We start from the raw sequence: 21,894 nt of genomic DNA, 5'->3' as shown, positions 1-21,894 counted from the left end.
GGTTTGGTTTCCGAATTGCCAACGTCGCCGTGGAACCCTATGTCTGGGCGTCCACACTGGCAACAAATGACCCGATGGCGCGTGCTTTCCTCTTTGTCCTGGATTCCTTCGGCATCGGCGGCGCGGCCGACGCCGAAAGCTATGGCGACGCCGGCGCCAACACGCTGGCGCACATCGCCGAAGCTTGCGCGGAAGGCCGCGCGGATCGCGAAGGGCTTCGCCAGGGACCACTGTTCGTCCCCCATATGGCATCGCTGGGACTTGGCAAGGCGGCCGAGACGGCGACAGGACTGGGTTTTACGCATTTCGGGACGAACCTGCTCGCCAATGCCTTCCATGGCGCGGCGCAAGAGATTTCGAGTGGCAAGGACACGCCTTCCGGCCACTGGGAGATCGCGGGCCTGCCGGTGCGCTTCGACTGGGGTTATTTCCCGGACACGGTTCCCGCCTTTCCGGCCGACCTGACCGAGGCGATGATCCGCGAAGGAAAGGTGCCCGGCATCCTCGGCAATTGCCATGCGCCAGGTACCGAGATCATTGAGCGGTTCGGCGAGGAGCACATCCGCACCGGCAAGCCGATTTGCTACACATCGGTTGATTCCGTCCTGCAGATCGCCGCGCATGAGGCCCATTTCGGCCTCGAGCGGCTCTATGAATTCTGCCAGGTGGTGCGCCGGCTGGTCGACCCGCTGAGGATCGGACGGGTGATCGCGCGTCCGTTCGTCGGCGAGACATCTGCCACCTTCGAGCGGACCTACAATCGCCGCGACTACGCCGTGCCGCCGCCCGAGCCGACATTGCTCGACCGGCTGACGGCGCGCGGCAGCCGCGTCATCGCCGTCGGCAAGATCGGCGACATCTTCGCCCATCGCGGGATTTCGCAAGTCCGCAAGGCCGCAGGCAACATGGCCATGTTCGACCAGGCGCTGGTCGCGATGGACGAGGCGACCGACGGCGACCTCGTCTTCGCCAATTTCGTCGATTTCGATACAGAATTCGGCCATCGCCGCGATGTCGCCGGTTATGCGGCCGCCCTCGAGGCCTTCGACCGGAGGCTTCCGGAGGCGTTCGCCAAGCTGAAGCAGGGCGACCTTCTCATCCTGACCGCCGATCACGGCAACGACCCGACCTGGCGCGGCACCGATCATACGCGTGAACGGATCCCGGTCATCGGCACTGGACCTGGTCTCAAAGGCGGCGACATAGGGCTGAGGGCGACATTCGCCGATATCGGCGAGACCGTTGCCGAACACCTCGCGCTGGCGCGCGGCCGCAACGGCACATCCTTCCATGCGATGATTGGCGGCCATGCCTGAATTGCCTGAAGTCGAGACCGTCCGGCGCGGGCTGCAGCCGGTCCTGGAAGGCGCCAATCTGGCCAAGGTCGAGATGAGACGGCCGGACCTGCGCTTCCCCTTCCCCGAACGGTTTTCGGAGCGGCTGACCGGCAGGACGATCACGGCGCTCGGCCGGCGCGCCAAATACCTGACCATGCATATGCAGGGCGGTCCGGTGCTGATCTGCCATCTCGGCATGTCCGGCTCCTTTCGCATCGAGACCGGCGACGACGACGAGACGCCGGGCGTGTTCCACCATGAGCGCTCGAAGAGCGCGGCGCACGATCATGTCGTGTTCCATGTCGTTTCGGCGGCCGGCGGGCGGTCACGTGTGATCTTCAACGATCCGCGCCGCTTCGGCTTCATGCTGTTTACGGAAGAGCCGCCGGAGACGCATCCGATGCTCGCCGGACTGGGCGTCGAACCCACCGGCAATGCGCTGGACGGCGTTCTGCTTGCCTCGTTGCTGAAAGGCCGCAGATCGCCGCTCAAGGCAGCGCTTCTCGACCAGAGGCTGATCGCCGGCTTAGGCAATATATATGTCTCGGAGGCGCTCTGGCGTGCCGGCCTGTCACCGCTGCGCGAGGCAGGCACCATTGCCAGGCCAGGCAAGAAGGCCAGGGAACAAAGCGATCGCCTCGCCGAGGCGATCCGCTCGGTCATATCGGATGCCATCGCGGCGGGAGGATCTTCACTGCGCGACTATATGCACACCGACGGATCGCTGGGTTATTTCCAGCATTCCTTCGCCGTCTACGACCGCGAAGGTGAGCCTTGCCCGAAGCCCGGCTGCGGCGGCCATGTCGAGCGCATCGTGCAGAGCGGACGTTCGACCTTCTATTGCCGGGCGTGTCAGACGTGAGCTAGACCGGTGTCGAGGAAGGAGAAGCAGCCAATGGCCTATGAGACAATCATCACCGAGAGGCGCGGCAAGGTCGGGCTGATCACGCTGAACCGGCCAAAGGCGCTCAACGCCCTCAATTCGCGGGTCATGGCCGAGGTGGTGGCGGCGGCGAAGGATTTCGGCGGCGACACGGGCATTGGCGCAATGGTCATCACCGGCTCCGACAAAGCCTTCGCGGCGGGTGCCGACATCAAGGAAATGCAGGAGATCGCGTTCGTCGATGCCTATGTGCAGGATTTCTTCGTCGGCTGGGAGGAACTGACGCGGGCGCGAAAGCCGATCATTGCGGCGGTGGCCGGTTATGCGCTCGGTGGCGGGTGCGAACTCGCCATGATGTGCGATTTCATCATTGCCGCCGACACGGCCAAATTCGGCCAGCCCGAGATCACGCTCGGTGTCATTCCCGGCATGGGCGGGTCGCAACGCCTGACCCGGTTCGTCGGCAAATCGAAGGCGATGGACATGTGCCTGACCGGACGGATGATGGACGCCGCCGAGGCCGAACGTTCGGGCCTCGTGTCGCGGGTCGTTCCGGCCGGCGAGCTGGTCGAAGAGGCCGTCAAGGCGGCGGCCAAAATCGCCGATTTCTCGCTGCCGTCGGTGATGATGGCCAAGGAAGCGGTCAACCGGACCTATGAGACGACGCTTGCCGAGGGATTGCGCTTCGAACGCCGCCTGTTCCATTCGCTTTTCTCGCTCGAAGACCAGAAGGAAGGCATGGCGGCGTTCGCCGAAAAACGGAAGCCGAATTTCACCAACCGGTAGGGCGTTGCAGGCCGGCGCCCGAAACCCGTGGCCTTGGCCAAAAAGAACGCCAGGCGGCGTTGACGCGCCGGAAAAGCTGAACTATAAGCCGCACCAACCGAGGCGGCCCCGTGGCTGCCCGTTTGTTTTTTGCGCCCTGCGGCACGCCGCGTGCGCCGACCAGATCAGAAGAGAGGCATCATGGCCAACACATCCTCGGCCAAAAAGGCAACGCGCAAGATCGCCCGCCGCGCAGCGATCAACAAGAACCGCCGCTCGCGCGTCCGCACCTACGTCCGCCAGGTCGAGGAGGCACTCGCCTCCGGCGACAAGGCCGCCGCACAGGCCGCCTTCAAGGCTGCCGAGCCGGAATTGATGCGCGCCGCGACCAAGGGCGTGATCCACAAGAACACGGCATCCCGCAAGGTGTCGCGCCTGGCCCAGCGCCTCAAGGTGCTGTCGGCCTGACATCGCCTTCCCAGGACGATCTTCTTCGAACCCGGCCGATCGCGCCGGGTTTTTTCGTTTGCCGGCAAGTACTTAAAAAGAATAGCCGCAAACAGCTGCAAATGCAGATTCCAGAGTTCGAAATGCTTTGCCGGCACATGCATGCCCGCTGATGATCGGCACGCTTGAAAAGCGGCGCCTAGAAAAATCCCGCCTCACAGAAATACCCAATATTTTTCAATTGGTTAGCGACAGTCATCCACAGCTTGTCCACAACGCGCCGAAGCGACGGGAGGACAACTGGCTGTCAAGAGAATTATTTCAGAAAATTTCGCGCCGGCCCGGCTTTTTCATATTCGTCGGAAAAGGGTTTGAATCACAATGGCTTTGTCAAAATATGCCACTGCGGCATGGCGCTCGAACCCGCCCGAGGTAACCAGATTCCTTAAAAATCCGTTAGACGTGGCCTTGCCCTATCCACAGCGATTTCGGTAATGTCGATCTATCGAAAGGGACGGGCCTCTTGCCCTTAACCCAGCCTGACGCGGCCAGCTAAAATTGGCGGGATTTGCGACGCGGATCAAGTCCGTGGACGGGTATGGTTTGCTCTTTTTCGATACGGTAGGGGACTGGCGTAACTAGACATGGCAGGTAGGACGGCGCGCCGGCGCTCTTTCGCCGGACGGTTTCGTATTGCCCTGACATACCCAACGCGGACTGGCTTCCATGGGCCGGCACCGGTTCCCTTGGATAGTGGGCGACGTTCATTGCCAGCGGCGGCAACGGGCATCGTAGCGAAGACACGGTCGCTGGAAAAAGGATGCAGGAGGCGCATCCCCGGCGAAAAAACAGGTACAGAAAGGCAAGGAACTCGATCATGCAGAGCGGCATCGAAAGGGAGCTTACGGGCGACCTCCCATTTCCTGGAACTTTGATCGGAGCAAACGAGATGGCGGTCTCCAGCGACGCGGAACAGAAATTCGACCGGGTCAAGGCCCAGTTGAAGGCGCGCCTGGGAACCGAAGTCTATTCCAGCTGGTTCGGCCGCATGAAGGTCGCGGAAGCTTCCAAGGGCATTGTCCGCATCTCCGTGCCCACCGCGTTCCTGCGCTCGTGGATCAACGGCCACTATCACGATCTCATTTCCGAGCTGTGGAAGCAGGAGGATCCCGAGCTTCTCAAGATCGAGATCGTCGTGCGCACCGCGACCCGTCAGGGACGCAGCCAGCCTGAACCGGAATTGGCGCCGGCGCGCAAGATGACACGGCAGACGCAGACGGCGCTGGCCGCCGGCACGGTCAGCCCAGGCAGGGTGGAACGGTCTCCCATGCCGCGTCCGGGTGTGCCGGTCGAGAGCGAGTTCCGCCACAACGTGCTGGGATCGCCGCTTGACCCGCGCTACACGTTCGGCTCCTTCATCGAAGGCCCCTCGAACCGCGTGGCCTTCGCCGCCGCCAAGGCCGTGGCGGAATCGCAGTCGAGCGCGGTGCGCTTCAATCCGCTTTTCCTGCATGCCACCGTCGGGCTCGGCAAGACGCACCTCTTGCAGGCCATTGCCGCGGAATCGCTGAAGCAGAACCCGAAGTCCCGCGTCGTCTATCTCACCGCCGAGTATTTCATGTGGCGCTTCGCCACCGCGATCCGCGACAACAACGCATTGACGCTCAAGGAGCAGTTGCGCGACATCGACCTCTTGATCATCGACGACATGCAGTTCCTGCAGGGCAAGTCGATCCAGCATGAATTCTGCCATCTGATCAACATGTTGCTCGACAGCGCCAAGCAGGTCGTCGTCGCCGCCGACCGGCCACCGTCGGAGCTGGAATCGCTCGAACCGCGGGTCCGTTCGCGCCTCAATGGCGGCGTCGCGCTCGAAATGTCGGCACCCGACTTCGCCATGCGGCTCGGCATGCTCAAACTGCGCCTGGCCACAGCCAGGATCGACGATGCATCGCTCGACATTTCCGAAGAGATCCTCAACCACGTTGCCCGCACCGTGACTGGTAGCGGACGCGAACTGGAAGGCGCCTTCAACCAGCTCCTGTTTCGCCAGTCGTTCGAACCGCAGATCACAATCGACCGCATCGACGAGATTCTCGGCCACATCTATCGCACCGGCGAGCCGAAGCGGGTCCGCATCGAGGATATTCAGCGCATCGTGGCGCGCCACTACAACGTCTCGAAGACGGAACTTTTGTCCAACCGGCGCACACGCACCATCGTCAAGCCGCGGCAGGTCGCGATGTATCTGTCGAAGGTGATGACGCCGCGCTCGCTGCCGGAAATCGGACGGCGCTTCGGCGGCCGCGACCACACGACGGTGCTGCACGCCGTGCGCAAGATCGAGGATCTTTCCGGCAATGACAACACGCTGGCGCAGGAACTGGAATTGCTGAGAAGGCTGATCAACGACCAGGCCTGAGCGGCCGAAAACCGCCCGCTCGTGGGGTTGGCCAGCTTTATCCCCAGAAAGCCCGCGTAACCGGCCCGAACCGGTGGCGCGGGCTTGCGTTCACTGGTTTTTTCCTGTCAGTTTGCGTAGATTCTGAAGCCTGTTCAGAGCTTTCGCGGGGCGCCGGTAGCCGGAGACCCGTTCATTCATTCAAGCGAGCCTGTTTCGTCATGCGTGTTATCCTGGAACGGTCAAATCTCCTGAAGTCGCTCAACCACGTGCACCGCGTGGTCGAACGGCGCAACACCATACCGATCCTGTCCAACGTGCTGCTCAGCGCCGAAGGCGCCAGCCTCGAAATGAAGGCCACCGACCTCGACCTGGAGGTGACGGAAGCGACGCCCGCCAAGGTCGAGCGCGGCGGCGCGACGACGGTCCCCGCGCACCTGCTCTATGACATCGTGCGCAAGCTTTCCGACGGCGCCGAGGTGATGCTGAAGACGGATGAGGACGGCAACGCCATGACGGTGACGTCGGGCCGCTCCAGCTTCCGCCTGCAGTGCCTGCCGCAATCCGACTTTCCCGAGCTTTCGGCCGGATCCTTCTCGCACATCTTCCGCCTCGACTCGGTGGCGCTGAAGGGCCTGATCGAGAAGACGCAGTTCGCCATCTCCACCGAGGAGACGCGCTACTATCTCAACGGCATCTACCTGCACACGCATGAAGTCGGCGGCAAGCTGAAGCTGCGCTCGGTGGCGACCGACGGCCACCGCCTGGCGCGCGCCGAGATCGACGCACCGGCTGGCTCCGAGGGCATGCCGGGCATCATCATTCCGCGCAAGACGGTAAGTGAACTGCAAAAGCTGGTCGACGATCCGGATGTCGCCGTGACCACCGAATTGTCCGACACCAAGATCCGCTTCACCATCGGCAGCGTCGTGCTGACCTCGAAGCTGATCGACGGCACCTTCCCCGACTATCAGCGGGTCATCCCGACCGGCAACGACAAGAAGCTGATCCTCGACCGCCAGAGCTTCGCCGCCGCGGTCGACCGCGTCTCGACCATCTCCTCCGAACGCGGCCGCGCGGTGAAGCTCTCGATCAGCGAAGGCCAGGTGACGCTTGCCGTCAACAATCCGGATTCGGGCAGCGCAACGGAAGAACTGGCGGCAGACTATTCGGCCGACCCGATCGAGATCGGCTTCAATGCCAAATATCTGCTCGATGTCGCCGCGCAGCTGACCGGCACGGAAGCCAAATTCATGCTGGCCGATGCCGGTTCACCGACGCTGATCCACGACATGGCCGACGAGACCGCGCTTTACGTGCTGATGCCGATGCGGGTATAGCCGGCGCGGCGGCGCCTGGCGAATACGGCCGGCGGCGGGCGTTGGTTGCGGTGACTTCCACGGGCGGATAGCGGTTGCCGGCACAAACCCATATAAGTAAGCTTACGCTTACCAATTTTCGTAACTACGCGACCCTGGCGATAGATGTTGCGCCGGGCGCCGTGGTCTTTTCGGGCGACAATGGTGCCGGCAAGACCAATCTCCTCGAAGCGATCTCCTTTCTGACGCCCGGGCGCGGCTTGCGCCGCGCACCTTACGGGGATGTGGCACGTGAGGGTGGCGATGGCGGCTTTGCCCTGCATGCCCGGCTCGACGGGCCTGACGGCGAGGTCGAGATCGGCACGGGCATCTCCGGGGGCGACACGGCGGAAAGCGGCAGGCGGGTGCGTATAAACGGAGCCGCCGCGCGGGCCGAGGGCATGCTGGAATGGCTGCGGGTCGTGTGGCTGACGCCGGCGATGGATTCGTTGTTCACCGGACCTGCCGCGGATCGCCGGCGCTTTCTCGACCGGCTGGTGCTGGCGATCGATCCCGGACATGGCCAGCGAGCGCTCGACTACGAGAAGGCGATGCGGGGCCGTAACCGTTTGCTGACGGAAGGCTCGCGGGATGTCGGCTGGTTCGAGGCGATAGAGACGCAGATGGCAGAGACCGGCGTGGCGATCGCCGCGGCGCGCGCCGAAATGGTGCGGCTGCTGGCCGCCATGATCGGCAGGCTGCCCGACACCGGACCGTTTCCGCAGGCCGATATCGGCCTTTCAGGTGACCTGGAGGCCGAGATTGCCGGCGCACCGGCGGTCGACGTCGAGGAGCGGTTCCGGCGGGCGCTTGCCGATGGCCGAGACCGTGACCGCGCCGCCGGACGCACCCTCGAAGGCCCGCACCGCTCAGACCTCATGGTCCGGCACCGGCCCAAGGCGATGCCGGCCGAACTCTGCTCGACCGGCGAACAGAAGGCACTGCTGATCGGCATCGTGCTGTCGCATGCCCGGCTGACCGGGGAAATGTCCGGGCTGACGCCGATCCTGCTGCTCGACGAGATCGCGGCGCATCTCGACGGCGGACGGCGCGCGGCACTGTTCGCGATCCTGGAGGAACTGAACTGCCAGGCTTTCATGACGGGAACCGATGCGGCGTTGTTTTCCAGCCTGCATGGCCGAGCGCAGTTCCTGACTGTCGACCATGGTACGGTTGGGCCAACCGAAGACCCCTGACAAGCTTTTTCGACCACTATATGGTCCCGATATGACCACAGCGCTCACCGCCGACGAGATCGAACGCTATGCCCGCCACATCGTGCTGCCCGAGGTCGGCGGCGCGGGCCAGCAGAAGCTCAAGCAGGCGCGGGTCCTGGTGATCGGCGCCGGCGGGCTCGGTGCGCCGGTGCTTGAATATCTCGCGGCGGCCGGGGTCGGTACGCTCGGCGTGGTCGACGACGACACCGTTTCTCTCTCCAACCTGCAGCGCCAGGTCATCCATGGCACCGATACGATCGGCATGCTGAAGACCCAGAGCGCCGAGGCGGCGATCGCTCGCATCAATCCCAACATATCAGTCGAAACGCACACATTCCGGCTGACCGCCGAGAACGCCCCCGCCCTCGTCGCCAGGTACGATGTCGTCGTCGATGGGTCCGACAATTTCGAGACGCGTTATGTGGTGGCCGATGCCTGCGCCAGCCAAGAGAAGCCGCTGGTGCATGCAGCCGTTGGACGCTTCGATGGCTCGGTGACCGTGCTGAAGCCTTTCGAAAACGGCAGTGACGGCAAGCCAAACCCGAGCTATCGGGATCTGTTTCCCGAGGCCCCGCCGCCGGGGCTTGTGCCGTCCTGCGCCGAGGCGGGGGTGCTCGGAGCGCTGACCGGGGTCGTCGGCACGCTGCAGGCGATGGAGGCGATCAAGCTGATCACCGGCATAGGCGAGCCGCTGATCGGCCGGCTGCTGCTCTATGATGCGCTGGCCGCGCGCTTCGAGACGATCCGCTACAAGAGACGCTGATCTTGGAACATTCCCATGTTTCGATCACGCGGATTCCAGCCGATTTCGGCCGCTGGGGTGATGTGCTTGCCCTCATCATGCGTGCCTTCGCCTTTATGGACGGCATCATCGACCCGCCGTCGTCGGCTCACCTGCTCACAGCCGATGCGCTGCGCACCAAGGCGCTGCGGGAGACCGGCTTCCTGGCACTCGACGGCGACAGGATCGTGGGCTTCGTTTTTGCTCTTGAAAGAGCTGACGGTCTTTATGTCGGCAAGCTCGCCGTCGCCCCGGACCGCCAGGGGCACGGCATTGGCCGACGGCTGATGCAAGCGGCCGAAGATCTGGCCCGCAGCCGCGGCAAGGCCGCCATCGAGCTCGAGACGAGGATCGAGCTCACCACCAATCATGCCGCCTTCGCCCGGCTCGGATTTCGCGAAACCGGACGGACGGCGCATGACGGCTATGACAGGCCGACCTCCATCACCATGCGCAAAACGATCTCGTAAGCGTCGCGTTACATTGAACGGCGAGCCTGCGCCTGGACAGTTTCAGGTCCTGAGCGGCAGCACGCGGTCCGGCGGACGATGGCCGTCGACGAAGGCGCGGATATTGATGATGACCTTCTCGCCCATGTCGATGCGGCCCTCGAGCGTGGCCGAGCCCATATGCGGCAGAAGCACGACCTTGTTCCTGGCGGCGAGTTTCAAGAGCTTGGCGTTAAGGGCCGGCTCGTGCTCGTAGACGTCGAGGCCGGCGCCGGCGATCTTGCCGTCCTGGATGAGCTTGACCAGCGCTTCTTCGTCGATGATGTCGCCGCGGGCGGTGTTGACGATATAAGCGGTGGGCTGCAGCAATGCCAGCCGCCGTGCCGACAGAAGATGGAAGGTCGCCGGCGTCGACGGACAATTGACCGAGATGATGTCCATGCGGGCCAGCATCTGGTCAAGACTCTCCCAATAGGTCGCCTCCAACCCATCCTCGACCGCCGGCAGCACGCGATGCCGGTTGTGATAGTGGATGGACAGGCCGAAAGCCTTGGCCCGCCTGGCAACGGCGGTGCCGATGCGGCCCATGCCGACAATGCCGAGCCGCTTGCCCCAGATGCGCCGGCCAAGCATCCAGGTCGGCGACCAGCCGGCCCATTTCTTGTCGCCCGTGAGCACATTGGCGCCTTCCGCCAGCCGGCGCGGCACAGCCAGCATCAACGCCATGGTCATGTCGGCGGTATCTTCGGTGAGCACGTTGGGCGTGTTGGTGACGGTGATGCCTTTCTTGGCCGCCGCCGCCACGTCGATCTTGTCGACGCCGTTGCCGAAATTGGCGATCAGCTTGAGGTTGTCGCCGGCCTGGGCGATCAATGCGGCATCGATGTGGTCGGTTACGGTCGGCACCAGCACGTCGGCTTCCTTGACCGCGGCGACCAGTTCCGGCTGCGTCATCGGCCGGTCCTCGACATTCAGCCTTGCGTCGAACAGTTCGCGCATGCGGGTCTCGACCGGGTCGGGCAGCTTTCGCGTGATGACCACGAGAGGCTTCTTTTTGCCTGGCATTGTTTCCCTCGTTGAGACCTCTTTAACCAAGACCGGCGAAACTGAAAGCTGGTCGCGGTAGCCGATTTTACCCATGTAACAAGCGGTGCCGCCGAAGACAAAGAAAAAGGGGTGCCGCAGCCGTCGGGCCGGCGCCGAAAGGAACGAAAGTGTCTGGTTTCGCGTCGCTTCGCCTGGCCCTCAGCGCAGCATTTCTCGGCGCTCTCCTCTATTCTTCGCTTGCCGGCGCGCAGAGCGCGGCCGCCCCTGCCCAGAGCGCCATCACGCTCGGACCGAGCGGGCTGCCGCTGCCGCGATTCGTCAGCCTGAAATCCGGCCGCGTCAACTCGCGCGTCGGCCCCGGCGCCAACTATTCGGTCGACTGGATGTATATGAAGGCTGGCCTGCCGATGGAGATCATCCAGGAGTTCGATACGTGGCGGCGCGTGCGCGACGCCGATGGCTCGGAAGGATGGATCAACCAGTCGCTGCTGTCGGGCCGGCGCACGGCGATCATCGCGCCCTGGCAGCGCGGCAAGGGCGGCCAGGTCAATCTTCTGAAAGGTCCCGACAAGGATGCCAGGGTGGTGGCGATCGTCGAACCGGGCGTTATGGGCACGATCAAGTCCTGCGACGGCCAATGGTGCGAAATGACGCTCGACGGCCACACCGGCTGGCTTGCCCAGTCGGTCGTCTGGGGCGCCTATCCGGGCGAGCGGGTCAAGGACTGAACGTCTCGCGTTTGCGCCCGATAGGGCCAAGATGGGTGTCCTGAAACCCCGTTGACAGCTTCAAGCCGTAACCCAGTGCACGGTCGATCGCGATATGAGCGATCCAGATCAGTGCGATGGCGCTGCCGACCGCACTGCCGGCGAGATGCCCGGCAAGCAGCAGAAGCACCGGTACGATCAGAATGTGCAAGGCGTTGTAGGCAAGGGCGCCGATGCGAGGTCCACCGAGATAACCCAGCATCGACAGGTCCGGCGCCAGGATGAGCAACGCGAAAAGCCACCAGGAAACGCCCGTCGCGCCATAGAAGACGATTGCGGCAACCGCCACGACGGCCCATTCGAGCCGCACTATCCAATCCAAGGGTTTCATCCCACACCGATTGTTCCGGCTTCGCCGGTCATTCCGGACGCTTGGGACGCAGCCTCACCACGATATCGACATTGGCGATTTCCATGCCCTCGGGCGGGTCCGGCAGGTTGGTGACCGTGACCGGGCCGTTGGCGATGTCGAAAATCCTGTTTTCGCCTTCGATATAGAAATGGTGATGATCGGAGGTATTGGTGTCGAAATAGGTCTTGGAACCTTCGACGGCGAGGATACGCAGCAGCCCCGCCTGGGTAAACTGGTGAAGCGCGTTGTAGACGGTGGCCAGCGACACCGGCACGCCGGCGGCCTGCGCCTCCTCGTGCAGTTCCTCAGCCGACAAATGGCGGTCGCCCTTGGCGAAAAGCAGGTCGGCCAGCGCAATGCGCTGACGCGTCGGCCTCAGGCCGGCTTCACGTACCCGCTTGTCCACAGCGACATTTTCCTTCCGGCAGCCCCGGTCCATCTGGTCTTCCAAGCTCACAGTCCCGCTTCAAGACACGCCCAGAGTGGCAAAAAAATGAATATATGCCGAACCCGGACCCCGGTTGACATATATTCTGTCGCCCGAATGCGATCAATAGCGCGCATTGACCCGGGCAGACTGGCGGGTTAAGCGCAAACGCCGGTTTCCGGCCTGAAACAGATTGTGTTAGGACACCAACGACAAGGGCGCGCTACCGCCCGGACGATATGGGGAGAAATTGATGGCGGGTTCGAAATCCAGCTACGACTACGAAGAATTGCTGGCCTGCGCCCGCGGCGAGCTGTTCGGAGAGGGCAATGCCCAGCTGCCCTACCCGCCGATGCTGATGTTCGACCGTATCACCGAGGTCAGCGAGACCGGCGGCGCCTTCGACAAGGGTTTCATCCGCGCCGAATTCGATATCAAGCCCGACCTGTGGTTCTTTGCCTGCCATTTCATCGGCAATCCGATCATGCCTGGCTGCCTCGGCCTGGACGCCCTGTGGCAATTGACAGGCTTCTATCTCGGCTGGCTCGGCGAACCCGGCAAGGGAATGGCGCTGTCGACCGGAGAGGTCAAGTTCAAGGGCATGGTCACGCCATCGGTCAAGAAGGTGGAGTATGGCGTGGATTTCAAGCGTGTAATGCGCGGGCGGCTGGTGCTCGGCATCGCTGATGGCTGGATGAAGGCGGATGGTGAGCCCATATACGCGGCGACGGACCTGAAGGTCGGTCTGTCAAAGCAGTCGGCGGTCGCTTGACCGCAGCCCTGGCCCGCACACTGGCCAGCATCCCTGGAAGGAGTTGCGAATGAGACGTGTCGTAGTCACAGGCCTCGGCATCGTGTCGTCGATCGGCAACAATGCCAATGAGGTGCAGACCTCGCTGCATGACGCCAGATCCGGCATCAGCTTTTCCGATTCCTTCGCGGAGCATGGCTTCCGCTGCCAGGTCTGGGGCGCGCCGACGCTCGACCCTTCCGCCATGATCGACCGCCGCGCGATGCGCTTCCTGAGCCAGGGCGCGGCCTGGAATCACGTTGCCATGGACCAGGCGATCGCAGATGCAGGCCTCGGCGAGAGCGACATCACCAACGAGCGCACCGGCATCGTCATGGGTTCGGGCGGTCCTTCCACCCGCACCATCGTCGAGGCCGCCGAGACCACGCTCAAGAACGGCAGCCCCAAGCGCATCGGTCCCTTCGCGGTGCCGAAGGCGATGTCGTCGACCGCGTCGGCGACGCTGGCCACCTGGTTCAAGATCCATGGCGTCAACTATTCGATCTCGTCGGCCTGCTCGACCTCGGCGCATTGCATCGGCAATGGTTACGAATTGATCCAGTGGGGCAAGCAGGACATGGTCTTTGCCGGCGGCCACGAGGATCTCGACTGGACGATGTCGGACCTGTTCGACGCCATGGGCGCCATGTCGTCGAAGTTCAACGACAGGGCCTCCACCGCATCGCGCGCCTATGACGCCAATCGCGACGGCTTCGTCATCGCCGGCGGCGCCGGCGTGCTGGTGCTGGAAGAGCTGGAACACGCCAAGGCGCGCGGCGCCAAGATCTACGCCGAGATCGTCGGCTATGGCGCGACGTCGGACGGCTACGACATGGTGGCGCCCTCGGGCGAAGGCGCGGTTCGCTGCATGCGCCAGGCGCTGGCGACGGTCTCCACGCCGGTCGACTACATCAACACCCACGGCACCTCGACCCCGGTCGGTGATTCCAAGGAAATGGGCGCGATCCGTGAAGTGTTCGGCGAGAAGATGCCGTTCATCACGTCGACGAAATCGCTGACCGGCCATTCCCTGGGCGCGGCCGGTGTGCAGGAATCCATCTATTCGATCCTGATGATGCAAGGCGGCTTCATCGGAGAAAGCGCCCATATCGAGACGCTCGATCCGGAATTCGAGGGCATGCCGATCGTGCGCAAGCGCATCGACAACGCCGCGATCGACACCGTTCTGTCGAATTCCTTCGGTTTCGGCGGCACCAACGCAACGCTCGTTTTCCAGCGCTATTCCGCATAGGGCCAAGTTTTACATAAGGATTGCCGGCCATGGACGGATTGATGAAAGGCAAGCGCGGGCTTGTCATGGGTGTCGCCAACGATCATTCGATCGCCTGGGGCATAGCCCGGAAATTATCCGAACATGGGGCGGAACTCGCCTTCACCTACCAGGGCGACGCTTTCGGCCGCCGGGTCAAGCCGCTCGCCGACAAGCTCGGCGCTTCGCTGGTCGTTCCCTGCGACGTCGAGGACAGCGCTTCGGTCGCCGCCACGTTCTCGACGCTTGGCAAGGAATGGGGCGGGTTGGACTTCGTCGTCCATGCCATCGGCTTTTCCGACAAGAACGAGTTGAAGGGCCTCTACGCCGACACCAGCCGGGACAATTTCGTCCGCACCATGGTGATCTCCTGCTATTCCTTCACCGAGGTGGCGCGCAATGCAGCGCCGCTGATGACTGCCGGCGGCTCGATGGTCACGCTGACCTATGCCGGCTCGGTCCGCGTCATGCCGAACTATAATGTCATGGGCGTCGCCAAGGCAGGGCTCGAGGCCAGCGTGCGCTACCTCGCCAATGACTACGGTCCGCGCGGCATCCGCGTCAACGGCATCTCGGCCGGTCCGGTGCGCACACTGGCCGGCGCCGGCATTTCGGACGCCCGCCACATGTTCTCCTACCAGCAGCGCAATTCGCCGTTGCGCCGGACCGTGACGATCGACGAGGTTGGCGGCTCCGCGCTCTATCTCCTGTCCGACCTCGCTTCCGGTGTCACCGGCGAAATCCACTATGTCGATTCCGGCTACCATATCGTCTCGATGCCGGCGCTCGATGAATTGAAGCAGACGGATGGCGGCGGAGACTGAAGAGCGGTCCCGTCAAGCAGGTCTTTTCCCAGTCAAGAAAATAATCCTCTCCAGTAAAATTGAATGCATTCGCGGAAACTCATTTTAAGAGGGTTTCCGCTATAGGGTCTCCGACCTGGGGACCTTTTCATGCCTGCCGTCAGCAACCCGAAGCGAACGCCAGTGTTCCGACTGCTCACGATAGCAAGTTCGGGCATTGGCAGTTTCGTCCTCGGCATCTGGGGCCTGAAGCACGGTCTCGGCGAGGGGTTTGCCGGCATATCAGCTGACATGATGGTCGCGATCATGGCCGCGCTTTGCGCGCTTGCGGCATCGGTGGCGGCAATGTCCTTCTTCGCAGGCATCGATGAATCGGCGGATTTCGTCTTCAACGAAACCCATTTCGACAAGCTGACCGGACTGCTGGCGCGGCCGGCCATGGTCGGCAAGATCGCCGAGGCGGCATGCGCGACAAGCCGTACCGGGGAACCGGTGTTCCTGATCGACATCGACATCGACCGGTTCAAACAGATCAACGACGCGATCGGCTACACCCAGGGCGACGAACTGATCCGCGCCTTCACCAAGCGGCTGCACAGTTGCGTGCCCGCGCGCGCGCCGATCGGACGCATCGGGGCCGGCGAGTTCGCAGTGCTGCTCCCGGACCATCTGATCCAGGGAACCTTGGAAAGCATGGTCGAGAGGCTCATCGACGAAATGATGGAGCCGTATGAACTCAGCAGCCACCAGCAATCGGTGAGCCTGTCGGTCGGCATCGTGGCGATGCCCAAGGACGGTGTCGATCCGGTCCTCATCCTGCGGCGCTCCAACCTGGCGCTGCAGAATGCGCGTGCGAGCGGAGTTGGCAACTGGTCGGTCTTCGACAGCGAGATGGGACGCGTGGCCGACCATCGCCAGTGGGTCGAATCCGAGCTGCACAGCGCCTTTGAACGCGGTGATTTCGACCTGCACTACCAGCCGCAGCTCGACCTCCCGACCGGCCGCATCGTCGGCTACGAGGCGTTGATCCGCTGGCAGCATCCCGAACGCGGCATGATCCCGCCGATGGAGTTCATCCAGATCGCCGAGGAGACCGGCATGATCAACCCGATCGGCGAATGGGTGCTGCGCAAGGCCTGCAGCGATGCCCGCCATCTGCCGGACGACTGTTTCGTCGCCGTCAACATCTCGCCGGTCCAGTTCATGACCAAGGACTTCGTCGGCCTTGTACGCGACACGATGCGGACCACGGGCATCAAGCCGTCACGGCTGGAGCTGGAAGTCACCGAGACGGCGATGATGCAGGACCGCGACCGCGCGGCCGCCATCCTGAAAGAGCTTGCCGAGATGGGCATCTCGGTCGCCGTCGATGATTTCGGCACCGGTTATTCCAACCTCAGCTATCTGATCGACTTCTCGTTCGGCAAGCTGAAGATCGATCGTTCCTTCATCAGCCGCATCGATACCGACGCCAGCTCCGGCGCCGTCGTGTCGACCATCGTCGGGCTGTCGCGGGCGCTCGGCGTCAGCATCATCGCCGAAGGCGTCGAGACCGAAAGCCAGGCGACGCTGCTCAGGGCCGCCGGCTGTGAGGTGGTGCAGGGCTACCTCTTCGGCCGGCCAGCACCGCTCACGGCCAGTATCGGTGGCCATGCGGCCGAAGATACCAGGCGAGTCGCCAACCTCCATTGAGCGCCATGGCTCCCGCCGTTGCCTCAGCGGCGCGCCGAAAACACCTTGAACATGCCGTCACGAGCAAGCTCTGCGTGGCTGGCGAAGGCCGCTGACAGGACGGCTTCGTAAGGAAGCTGCCGGTTGGCGACCATGAACAGGCGTCCGCCGGGCTTCAGGGCCTTGGCTGCCGCGCGGATCATGCCGGCACCAATCTCAGGCTCCGCCGCACGGCTGCGATGGAAGGGCGGGTTCATGGCGATGACGTCGTAGCGGCGCTCCACAGGCTCGGCGAGCAGGTCCGTCCAGAAGAAGCCCTGTGCCATGGTGTTACCGAGATTGCCCCTGGCCGCCTCCAGCGCGTCGAAATCGGCCTCGTATAGATCGAGCGCCGACAAGCCCGGCGAGCGGGCGGCCATCTCCGCCGCCACATAGCCCCAGCCGGCACAGAAATCGGCCGCGCTGCCACGCAGATCGCCGGGCAGGTTGTCGACCAGCAGTTTCGAGCCGGCATCGACGCGATCGAAGGAGAACATGCCGGGCGCGGTGTGGAACCGGTCCCCAACCAGCAAGGCGGGATTGGCGGTGCGAAGCACGGCGGCGGCTTGCATGTCAGCCGGGCGGCGCAGCCAGAAGGCAATGCCGTGATATTTCGGCATGTGGCCATCGAGCGGCGCAAGATCGCCGACACGCTTGCGCAGGCTGGCGATGCCGTCCTCCTTGCCACCGGCAACGACGATCAATCCACCCTCTGCGACGCGCTCGATAGCCTCGGCGATGCGCAATTCGTTCTGGCCGCGATGGCGGCCGGCGAGCACCAACGCGGCATCAAAACCGTCACCGGCCGATTGCGGCGTGACCGTGAAGCCGGCCGCCTGCAACGCACGGAAATACGGCCGGAAGCCCTGTACGAGATTGAGCGTAGCCTCGAAAGCCGGCGGCAGCCGCAGGCCGGGTTCGGCGCCAAGGAAGAGAACGCGCTGGCCCTGCCGCGGCAAGGAAAGAGCCTCGGCCTCGAACGGGTGAAAAAGCGTCTTCAGCGCTTCAGCGGACATAGCCGTGCTCCATAAACAAAAACGGGCGCGACCTAAGCCGCGCCCGCCTCGTTTTTCCGTCGGACCGATCAGGCGGCGTTTTCTTCGCCTTCGGTCTTCTTGTCGCGGGCGATTTCCTTGCCGGTGGCCTGGTCGACGACCTTCATCGACAGGCGAACCTTGCCGCGCTCGTCGAAGCCCATCAGCTTGACCCAGACCTTGTCGCCTTCCTTGACGACGTCCGAGGTCTTGGCGACCCGGTCGTTGGCGAGCTGCGAGATGTGGACGAGGCCGTCACGCGGACCGAAGAAGTTGACGAAGGCGCCGAAGTCGGCGGTCTTGACGACCGTGCCTTCGTAGATTTCTCCGACTTCCGGCTCGGCGACGATGGTGTGGATCCACTTCTTGGCCGCCTCGATCTCCTTGGCGTTCGAGGAAGCGATCTTGACCGTGCCGTCGTCCTCGATGTTGATCTTGGCGCCGGTCTTCTCGACGATCTCGCGGATGACCTTGCCGCCCGAACCGATGACGTCGCGGATCTTGTCGGTCGGGATGTGCATGACCTCGATGCGCGGCGCGAACTCGCCGAGTTCGGGACGGGCGCCGGTCAGGGCATGGGCCATTTCGCCGAGGATGTGCAGGCGGCCGTCCTTGGCCTGGCCAAGGGCGATCTTCATGATCTCCTCGGTGATGCCATCGATCTTGATGTCCATCTGCAGCGAGGTGATGCCGCCTTCGGTGCCGGCGACCTTGAAGTCCATGTCGCCGAGATGATCTTCGTCGCCAAGGATATCGGAGAGCACGGCGAAGCGCTCGCCTTCCTTGATCAGGCCCATGGCGATGCCGGCAACCGGCTTGGCCAGCGGCACGCCGGCATCCATCAGCGCCAGCGAGGTACCGCAGACGGTGGCCATAGACGACGAACCGTTGGACTCGGTGATCTCCGAGACGACGCGCAGCGTGTAGGGGAACTGGTCAGCGGAGGGCAGCATCGGACGGATGGCGCGCCAGGCGAGCTTGCCGTGGCCGATTTCGCGGCGGCCCGGCGAACCCATGCGGCCGGTCTCACCGACGGAATAGGGAGGGAAGTTGTAGTGAAGGAGGAACTTCTCCTTGTACATGCCGGTCAGGGAATCGACATACTGCTCGTCCTCGCCGGTGCCGAGCGTGGCGACGACCAGCGCCTGGGTCTCGCCGCGGGTGAACAGCGCCGAACCATGGGTGCGCGGCAGGACGCCGACTTCGGAAACGATCTTGCGAACCGTCTTGAGGTCGCGGCCATCGATGCGCGAGCCGGTGTCGAGAATGTTCCAGCGCACGACCTTGGCCTGGAGCTCCTTGAAAACCGAGCCGATCTGTTCGGAGGTGTACTTTGCGTCCTCGCCTTCAGCGGGGGCAAACGCGGCCTTGACCTTCGCCTTGACGACGTCGACCGCAGCGTAACGCTTCTGCTTGTCAACGTTCTTGTAGGCATTGCTGAGCTCGTCGCCGACGATCTTCAGCATCTCGGCCTCAAGCGCGGAATAATCCGGCGCGGTGAAGTCGCGCGGTTCCTTGGCTGCAACTTCGGCCAGCTTGATGATGGCGTCGATGACCGGCTGGAAACCCTTGTGGCCAAACATGACGGCGCCGAGCATCAGCTCTTCGCCAAGTTCCTTGGCTTCCGACTCGACCATCAGCACGGCGTCGGCGGTGCCGGCGACAACGAGGTCGAGCTTGGATTCCTGCATCTCATCGACATGCGGGTTCAGCACATATTCGCCGTTGATGTAACCGACGCGGGCGCCGCCGACCGGGCCCATGAACGGAACGCCGGAGAGCGTCAGGGCCGCCGAGGTGGCGACGATCGACAGGATGTCCGGATCATTTTCGAGATCGTGCTGCACGACGGTGACGACGATCTGCGTGTCGTTCTTGTAGCCGTCGGCGAAGAGCGGGCGGATCGGGCGGTCGATGAGGCGGGAAACCAGCGTTTCCTTTTCGCTCGGACGGCCTTCACGCTTGAAATAGCCGCCCGGGATCTTGCCGGCGGCATAGGTCTTTTCCTGGTAGTTGACGGTCAGCGGAAAGAAATCGAGGCCGGGCTTCGGCTCCTTCATCGAAACGACGGTGGCCAGCACCTTGGTCTCGCCATAAGTGGCGAGCACAGCGCCATCGGCCTGGCGCGCGATCTTGCCGGTTTCCAGGATGAGCGGACGGCCGCCCCATTCGATTTCCACTTTGTGGTGATTGAACATGTCTTGTCCTTAATAAGCGGAAAGGGGCGCGCCGTTTCACGGTGCGCGGATGCCCTTTCCCTGGCTTCCTTTCTCGGGCAGCCACGGGCAAGACAACGGGAAGCTCGGATGATTTAGGCGCGACGAGCGCGCACGAGCGTCCTGCAATCCTGCCCCATGACCGTCCATGGGCGGTTTCGAGTGGCCCTCTGCACGCTCGAAACCGGGTCTGGCCAGCCGACACGGCTGGCAGAATGCGTGACCGGCGGACTTTCCGAAGAAAGTCCGCCGGTCAATTCGTCAACGGCGCAGACCGAGCTTCTCGATCAGTGTCTGATAGCGCGCGTCGTCCTTGCGCTTGAGATAATCAAGCAGGCTGCGGCGCTGGGACACGAGAGCGAGCAGACCACGGCGGGAATGGTTATCCTTCTTGTGGTCCTTAAAATGGTCGGTCAGGTTCTTGATGCGCTCGGAAAGGATGGCCACCTGGACTTCCGGAGACCCGGTATCGCCCTTGGCGGTTGCGAATTCACCCATCAATTCCTGTTTGCGCTCGGCAGTAATCGACATCGTGTTTTTCCTTATCTGTTTGAGGAAACGGGTCGCCCACAGCCGGGATGTCGTCCAGCAGGGGCCGTGCATGCAAAGCGTCAAGGCGCTATGCTGCGGCGCATATAGTGCAATTCCCCGAAAAACACCAGCCCAATTCACAAGCCGGCTTTGTCGCGGCTTTTGCGGCATGAAAGAAGCCTTTCGCCGTGGCTAAAGCCACTTCTTCCATCTGAAGAAGGCGATCAGCCCGACCGCGACGAGCAGCATGAAGACGAGTGCCGCCGGATAACCATAGTAGGATCGCAGCTCCGGCATGTTCCATGGCGAGGCGTCGGGACTGAAGTTCATGCCCCAGACGCCGACGAGGAAGGTGAGCGGCATGAAGATGACCGAGACGATGGTGAGGTAAGAGATGACGTCGTTGGTGCGCGCCTGGCTCAGCGACAGGTGCATCTCGATCAGCCCGGTCAGCATGTCGCGCTGGGTCTCGACCAGCTCGATCAGCCTGAGCGAATGGTCGAGCGTGTCGTTGAGGAAGACCTTGGTTTCAGCCCTGACATAGGACACGTCGTTGCGGATCAGCGTCGCCAGCGCATCGCGCATCGGCCACAGCACGCCTTTGAGGACATTGGCATCGCGCCGCAATTCGTGCAGCTGCCGCATCTGGTGCTTGTGCGTCGAATGCAGCATCTGGTCCTCGATGCTGTCGACCAGGTCGCCGGCAGCCTCGATCGGCGGGAAATAGCTGTCGACGATGGCGTCGATCAGCGCATAGGCGAGATAATCGGCGCCGCGAGTGCGCAAGCGGTTGGGCGCCGAACTCTCGATACGCTTGCGCACGGGATCGAAGGGATCGCCCTCGCGCTCCTGGAAGGTGACGACGAAGTTCTCGCCGAGGAAGAGAGCGATCTGCTCGTAACGATGCGACGTGACATCGTCGATCATGCGCACGACGACGAAGGCGTGATCCTCGAAGAAGTCGACTTTCGGCCGCTGGCCGGTGTTGACAACATCCTCCAGCGCCAGCGGATGCAGGCTGAAGATGCGGCCGATCTCCTCGATCAATTGGATGTTGGCGAGGCCGGTGCAGTCGAGCCAGATGACGGGCCATTTCCGGCAATTGGCCTTGACATCGTCGATGCTGGCATTCTCGATGGTCTTGAATTTCTGCGGCGAGATCAAGGTCAGCCGCAATTCGGAGCGCCGCGCCGCCGGATCGGCGATCAGCGTACCGGGCGAGGCGCCGACAGGCGGCCGCCTCGTCTTCACCGGCGCGCGCTTCTTGACCGTGTCAGCCTTTGCCATGGAGCCCCTCTGCCGCGATGTC

General features: G+C 63.2%; 21 protein-coding genes. 14 read left to right on the top strand and 7 right to left on the bottom strand.

Going from position 1 to position 21,894, the window contains the following annotated elements; genetic code table 11:
• The first annotated feature begins 74 nt into the window (after positions 1-74).
• The 9 genes from EN808_RS21770 to EN808_RS21730 all read left to right on the top strand — a co-directional run bounded on the left by EN808_RS21770 (position 75) and on the right by EN808_RS21730 (position 9,659).
• Complete coding sequence (locus tag EN808_RS21770) at positions 75-1,316, top strand: phosphopentomutase (protein ID WP_127279775.1); 1,242 nt, start codon at positions 75-77, stop codon at positions 1,314-1,316.
• Positions 1,309-2,199, top strand: coding sequence for a bifunctional DNA-formamidopyrimidine glycosylase/DNA-(apurinic or apyrimidinic site) lyase (gene mutM / locus EN808_RS21765; protein ID WP_127279776.1), 891 nt, complete (start codon positions 1,309-1,311; stop codon positions 2,197-2,199). Before EN808_RS21770 ends, mutM begins: the two co-directional genes overlap by 8 nt.
• Before the next feature lie 33 nt (positions 2,200-2,232).
• Positions 2,233-3,006, top strand: a complete 774-nt coding sequence (locus tag EN808_RS21760; protein WP_127279777.1) for an enoyl-CoA hydratase — start codon at positions 2,233-2,235, stop codon at positions 3,004-3,006.
• 180 nt (positions 3,007-3,186) lie between these two features.
• A complete protein-coding gene (rpsT, locus tag EN808_RS21755) occupies positions 3,187-3,453 on the top strand; it encodes a 30S ribosomal protein S20 (RefSeq protein ID WP_027026587.1) in 267 nt (88 codons plus the stop codon).
• Positions 3,454-4,309: 856 nt separating this feature from the next.
• Positions 4,310-5,854, top strand: a complete 1,545-nt coding sequence (gene dnaA, locus EN808_RS21750; protein ID WP_127870750.1) for a chromosomal replication initiator protein DnaA — start codon at positions 4,310-4,312, stop codon at positions 5,852-5,854.
• A gap of 200 nt (positions 5,855-6,054) precedes the next feature.
• Positions 6,055-7,173, top strand: a complete 1,119-nt coding sequence (gene dnaN, locus EN808_RS21745) for a DNA polymerase III subunit beta (protein WP_127276856.1) — start codon at positions 6,055-6,057, stop codon at positions 7,171-7,173.
• Positions 7,174-7,247: 74 nt separating this feature from the next.
• Positions 7,248-8,387: a DNA replication/repair protein RecF gene (recF, locus tag EN808_RS21740; RefSeq protein WP_127276858.1), complete on the top strand. Its 1,140-nt coding sequence runs from the start codon at positions 7,248-7,250 to the stop codon at positions 8,385-8,387.
• Positions 8,388-8,418: 31 nt separating this feature from the next.
• On the top strand, positions 8,419-9,171 hold the full coding sequence (locus EN808_RS21735; protein WP_127276860.1) for a molybdopterin-synthase adenylyltransferase MoeB: 753 nt from the start codon (positions 8,419-8,421) through the stop codon (positions 9,169-9,171).
• A gap of 2 nt (positions 9,172-9,173) precedes the next feature.
• Positions 9,174-9,659: a GNAT family N-acetyltransferase gene (locus EN808_RS21730; protein WP_245525113.1), complete on the top strand. Its 486-nt coding sequence runs from the start codon at positions 9,174-9,176 to the stop codon at positions 9,657-9,659.
• A 42-nt stretch (positions 9,660-9,701) separates the two neighbouring features.
• Here the strand turns inward: EN808_RS21730 and EN808_RS21725 are convergent, their stop codons facing one another.
• On the bottom strand, positions 9,702-10,703 hold the full coding sequence (locus EN808_RS21725; RefSeq protein WP_127276862.1) for a D-glycerate dehydrogenase: 1,002 nt from the start codon (positions 10,701-10,703) through the stop codon (positions 9,702-9,704).
• A gap of 149 nt (positions 10,704-10,852) precedes the next feature.
• On the opposite strand from EN808_RS21725, the gene EN808_RS21720 reads away from it, so the two are divergent.
• On the top strand, positions 10,853-11,413 hold the full coding sequence (locus EN808_RS21720; RefSeq protein WP_135916865.1) for an SH3 domain-containing protein: 561 nt from the start codon (positions 10,853-10,855) through the stop codon (positions 11,411-11,413).
• Here the strand turns inward: EN808_RS21720 and EN808_RS21715 are convergent.
• Both EN808_RS21715 and irrA read right to left on the bottom strand, forming a co-directional pair.
• Positions 11,403-11,783 (bottom strand): DUF4260 domain-containing protein, encoded by a 381-nt coding sequence (locus tag EN808_RS21715; RefSeq protein ID WP_127276866.1) that lies wholly within the window; start codon positions 11,781-11,783, stop codon positions 11,403-11,405. The two genes, EN808_RS21720 and EN808_RS21715, sit on opposite strands and share 11 nt — an antisense overlap.
• Positions 11,784-11,811: 28 nt before the next feature.
• On the bottom strand, positions 11,812-12,243 hold the full coding sequence (irrA, locus tag EN808_RS21710; protein ID WP_027142023.1) for an iron response transcriptional regulator IrrA: 432 nt from the start codon (positions 12,241-12,243) through the stop codon (positions 11,812-11,814).
• Positions 12,244-12,484: 241 nt separating this feature from the next.
• Here irrA and fabA point away from each other — a divergent pair, with 241 nt between their 5' ends.
• The 4 genes from fabA (at position 12,485) to EN808_RS21690 (ending at position 16,786) form a co-directional block, all read left to right on the top strand.
• Entirely contained in the window at positions 12,485-13,003 is a 519-nt protein-coding gene (gene fabA / locus EN808_RS21705) for a 3-hydroxyacyl-[acyl-carrier-protein] dehydratase FabA (RefSeq protein ID WP_127276870.1), read from the top strand.
• Between the two features lie 49 nt (positions 13,004-13,052).
• Positions 13,053-14,273, top strand: a complete 1,221-nt coding sequence (gene fabB / locus EN808_RS21700; RefSeq protein WP_127870747.1) for a beta-ketoacyl-ACP synthase I — start codon at positions 13,053-13,055, stop codon at positions 14,271-14,273.
• Between the two features lie 29 nt (positions 14,274-14,302).
• Positions 14,303-15,115 carry an enoyl-ACP reductase FabI gene (gene fabI, locus EN808_RS21695; protein WP_135916864.1) on the top strand — a complete coding sequence of 271 codons (813 nt, stop codon included), beginning with the start codon at positions 14,303-14,305 and terminating at the stop codon, positions 15,113-15,115.
• A gap of 129 nt (positions 15,116-15,244) precedes the next feature.
• Positions 15,245-16,786, top strand: a complete 1,542-nt coding sequence (locus tag EN808_RS21690; protein ID WP_127870745.1) for a bifunctional diguanylate cyclase/phosphodiesterase — start codon at positions 15,245-15,247, stop codon at positions 16,784-16,786.
• A 23-nt stretch (positions 16,787-16,809) separates the two neighbouring features.
• Here the strand turns inward: EN808_RS21690 and EN808_RS21685 are convergent, their stop codons facing one another.
• The 4 genes from EN808_RS21685 to corA all read right to left on the bottom strand — a co-directional run bounded on the left by EN808_RS21685 (position 16,810) and on the right by corA (position 21,872).
• Positions 16,810-17,820, bottom strand: a complete 1,011-nt coding sequence (locus tag EN808_RS21685; RefSeq protein ID WP_135916863.1) for a class I SAM-dependent methyltransferase — start codon at positions 17,818-17,820, stop codon at positions 16,810-16,812.
• Between the two features lie 68 nt (positions 17,821-17,888).
• Positions 17,889-20,036 (bottom strand): polyribonucleotide nucleotidyltransferase, encoded by a 2,148-nt coding sequence (gene pnp / locus EN808_RS21680; protein ID WP_135916862.1) that lies wholly within the window; start codon positions 20,034-20,036, stop codon positions 17,889-17,891.
• 279 nt (positions 20,037-20,315) lie between these two features.
• The gene (rpsO, locus tag EN808_RS21675; RefSeq protein ID WP_281040214.1) at positions 20,316-20,657 is read right to left on the bottom strand and encodes a 30S ribosomal protein S15; all 342 of its coding nucleotides are present in this window, start codon (positions 20,655-20,657) and stop codon (positions 20,316-20,318) included.
• A 120-nt stretch (positions 20,658-20,777) separates the two neighbouring features.
• A complete protein-coding gene (corA, locus tag EN808_RS21670; protein ID WP_135862091.1) occupies positions 20,778-21,872 on the bottom strand; it encodes a magnesium/cobalt transporter CorA in 1,095 nt (364 codons plus the stop codon).
• Positions 21,873-21,894 lie beyond the last annotated feature (22 nt).

Origin of the sequence: Mesorhizobium sp. M8A.F.Ca.ET.165.01.1.1 (assembly GCF_004792065.1) — a bacterium.
In the GTDB taxonomy this organism is placed as follows: domain Bacteria; phylum Pseudomonadota; class Alphaproteobacteria; order Rhizobiales; family Rhizobiaceae; genus Mesorhizobium.
Note: the sequence above shows the minus strand (reverse complement) of the source record. Positions and strands in the feature narration are given on the sequence as shown.

Coding starts and splice junctions, on each gene's coding strand:
- EN808_RS21770 (WP_127279775.1), top strand. CDS start 75: ATGGCGCGTGCTTTCCTCTTTGTCCTGGATTCCTTCGGCATCGGCGGC.
- rpsO (WP_281040214.1), bottom strand. CDS start 20,657: ATGCACGGCCCCTGCTGGACGACATCCCGGCTGTGGGCGACCCGTTTC.
- irrA (WP_027142023.1), bottom strand. CDS start 12,243: ATGGACCGGGGCTGCCGGAAGGAAAATGTCGCTGTGGACAAGCGGGTA.
- pnp (WP_135916862.1), bottom strand. CDS start 20,036: ATGTTCAATCACCACAAAGTGGAAATCGAATGGGGCGGCCGTCCGCTC.
- fabA (WP_127276870.1), top strand. CDS start 12,485: ATGGCGGGTTCGAAATCCAGCTACGACTACGAAGAATTGCTGGCCTGC.
- EN808_RS21735 (WP_127276860.1), top strand. CDS start 8,419: ATGACCACAGCGCTCACCGCCGACGAGATCGAACGCTATGCCCGCCAC.
- fabB (WP_127870747.1), top strand. CDS start 13,053: ATGAGACGTGTCGTAGTCACAGGCCTCGGCATCGTGTCGTCGATCGGC.
- dnaA (WP_127870750.1), top strand. CDS start 4,310: ATGCAGAGCGGCATCGAAAGGGAGCTTACGGGCGACCTCCCATTTCCT.
- EN808_RS21715 (WP_127276866.1), bottom strand. CDS start 11,783: ATGAAACCCTTGGATTGGATAGTGCGGCTCGAATGGGCCGTCGTGGCG.
- EN808_RS21725 (WP_127276862.1), bottom strand. CDS start 10,703: ATGCCAGGCAAAAAGAAGCCTCTCGTGGTCATCACGCGAAAGCTGCCC.
- EN808_RS21760 (WP_127279777.1), top strand. CDS start 2,233: ATGGCCTATGAGACAATCATCACCGAGAGGCGCGGCAAGGTCGGGCTG.
- dnaN (WP_127276856.1), top strand. CDS start 6,055: ATGCGTGTTATCCTGGAACGGTCAAATCTCCTGAAGTCGCTCAACCAC.
- EN808_RS21690 (WP_127870745.1), top strand. CDS start 15,245: ATGCCTGCCGTCAGCAACCCGAAGCGAACGCCAGTGTTCCGACTGCTC.
- mutM (WP_127279776.1), top strand. CDS start 1,309: ATGCCTGAATTGCCTGAAGTCGAGACCGTCCGGCGCGGGCTGCAGCCG.
- rpsT (WP_027026587.1), top strand. CDS start 3,187: ATGGCCAACACATCCTCGGCCAAAAAGGCAACGCGCAAGATCGCCCGC.
- corA (WP_135862091.1), bottom strand. CDS start 21,872: ATGGCAAAGGCTGACACGGTCAAGAAGCGCGCGCCGGTGAAGACGAGG.
- fabI (WP_135916864.1), top strand. CDS start 14,303: ATGGACGGATTGATGAAAGGCAAGCGCGGGCTTGTCATGGGTGTCGCC.
- EN808_RS21685 (WP_135916863.1), bottom strand. CDS start 17,820: ATGTCCGCTGAAGCGCTGAAGACGCTTTTTCACCCGTTCGAGGCCGAG.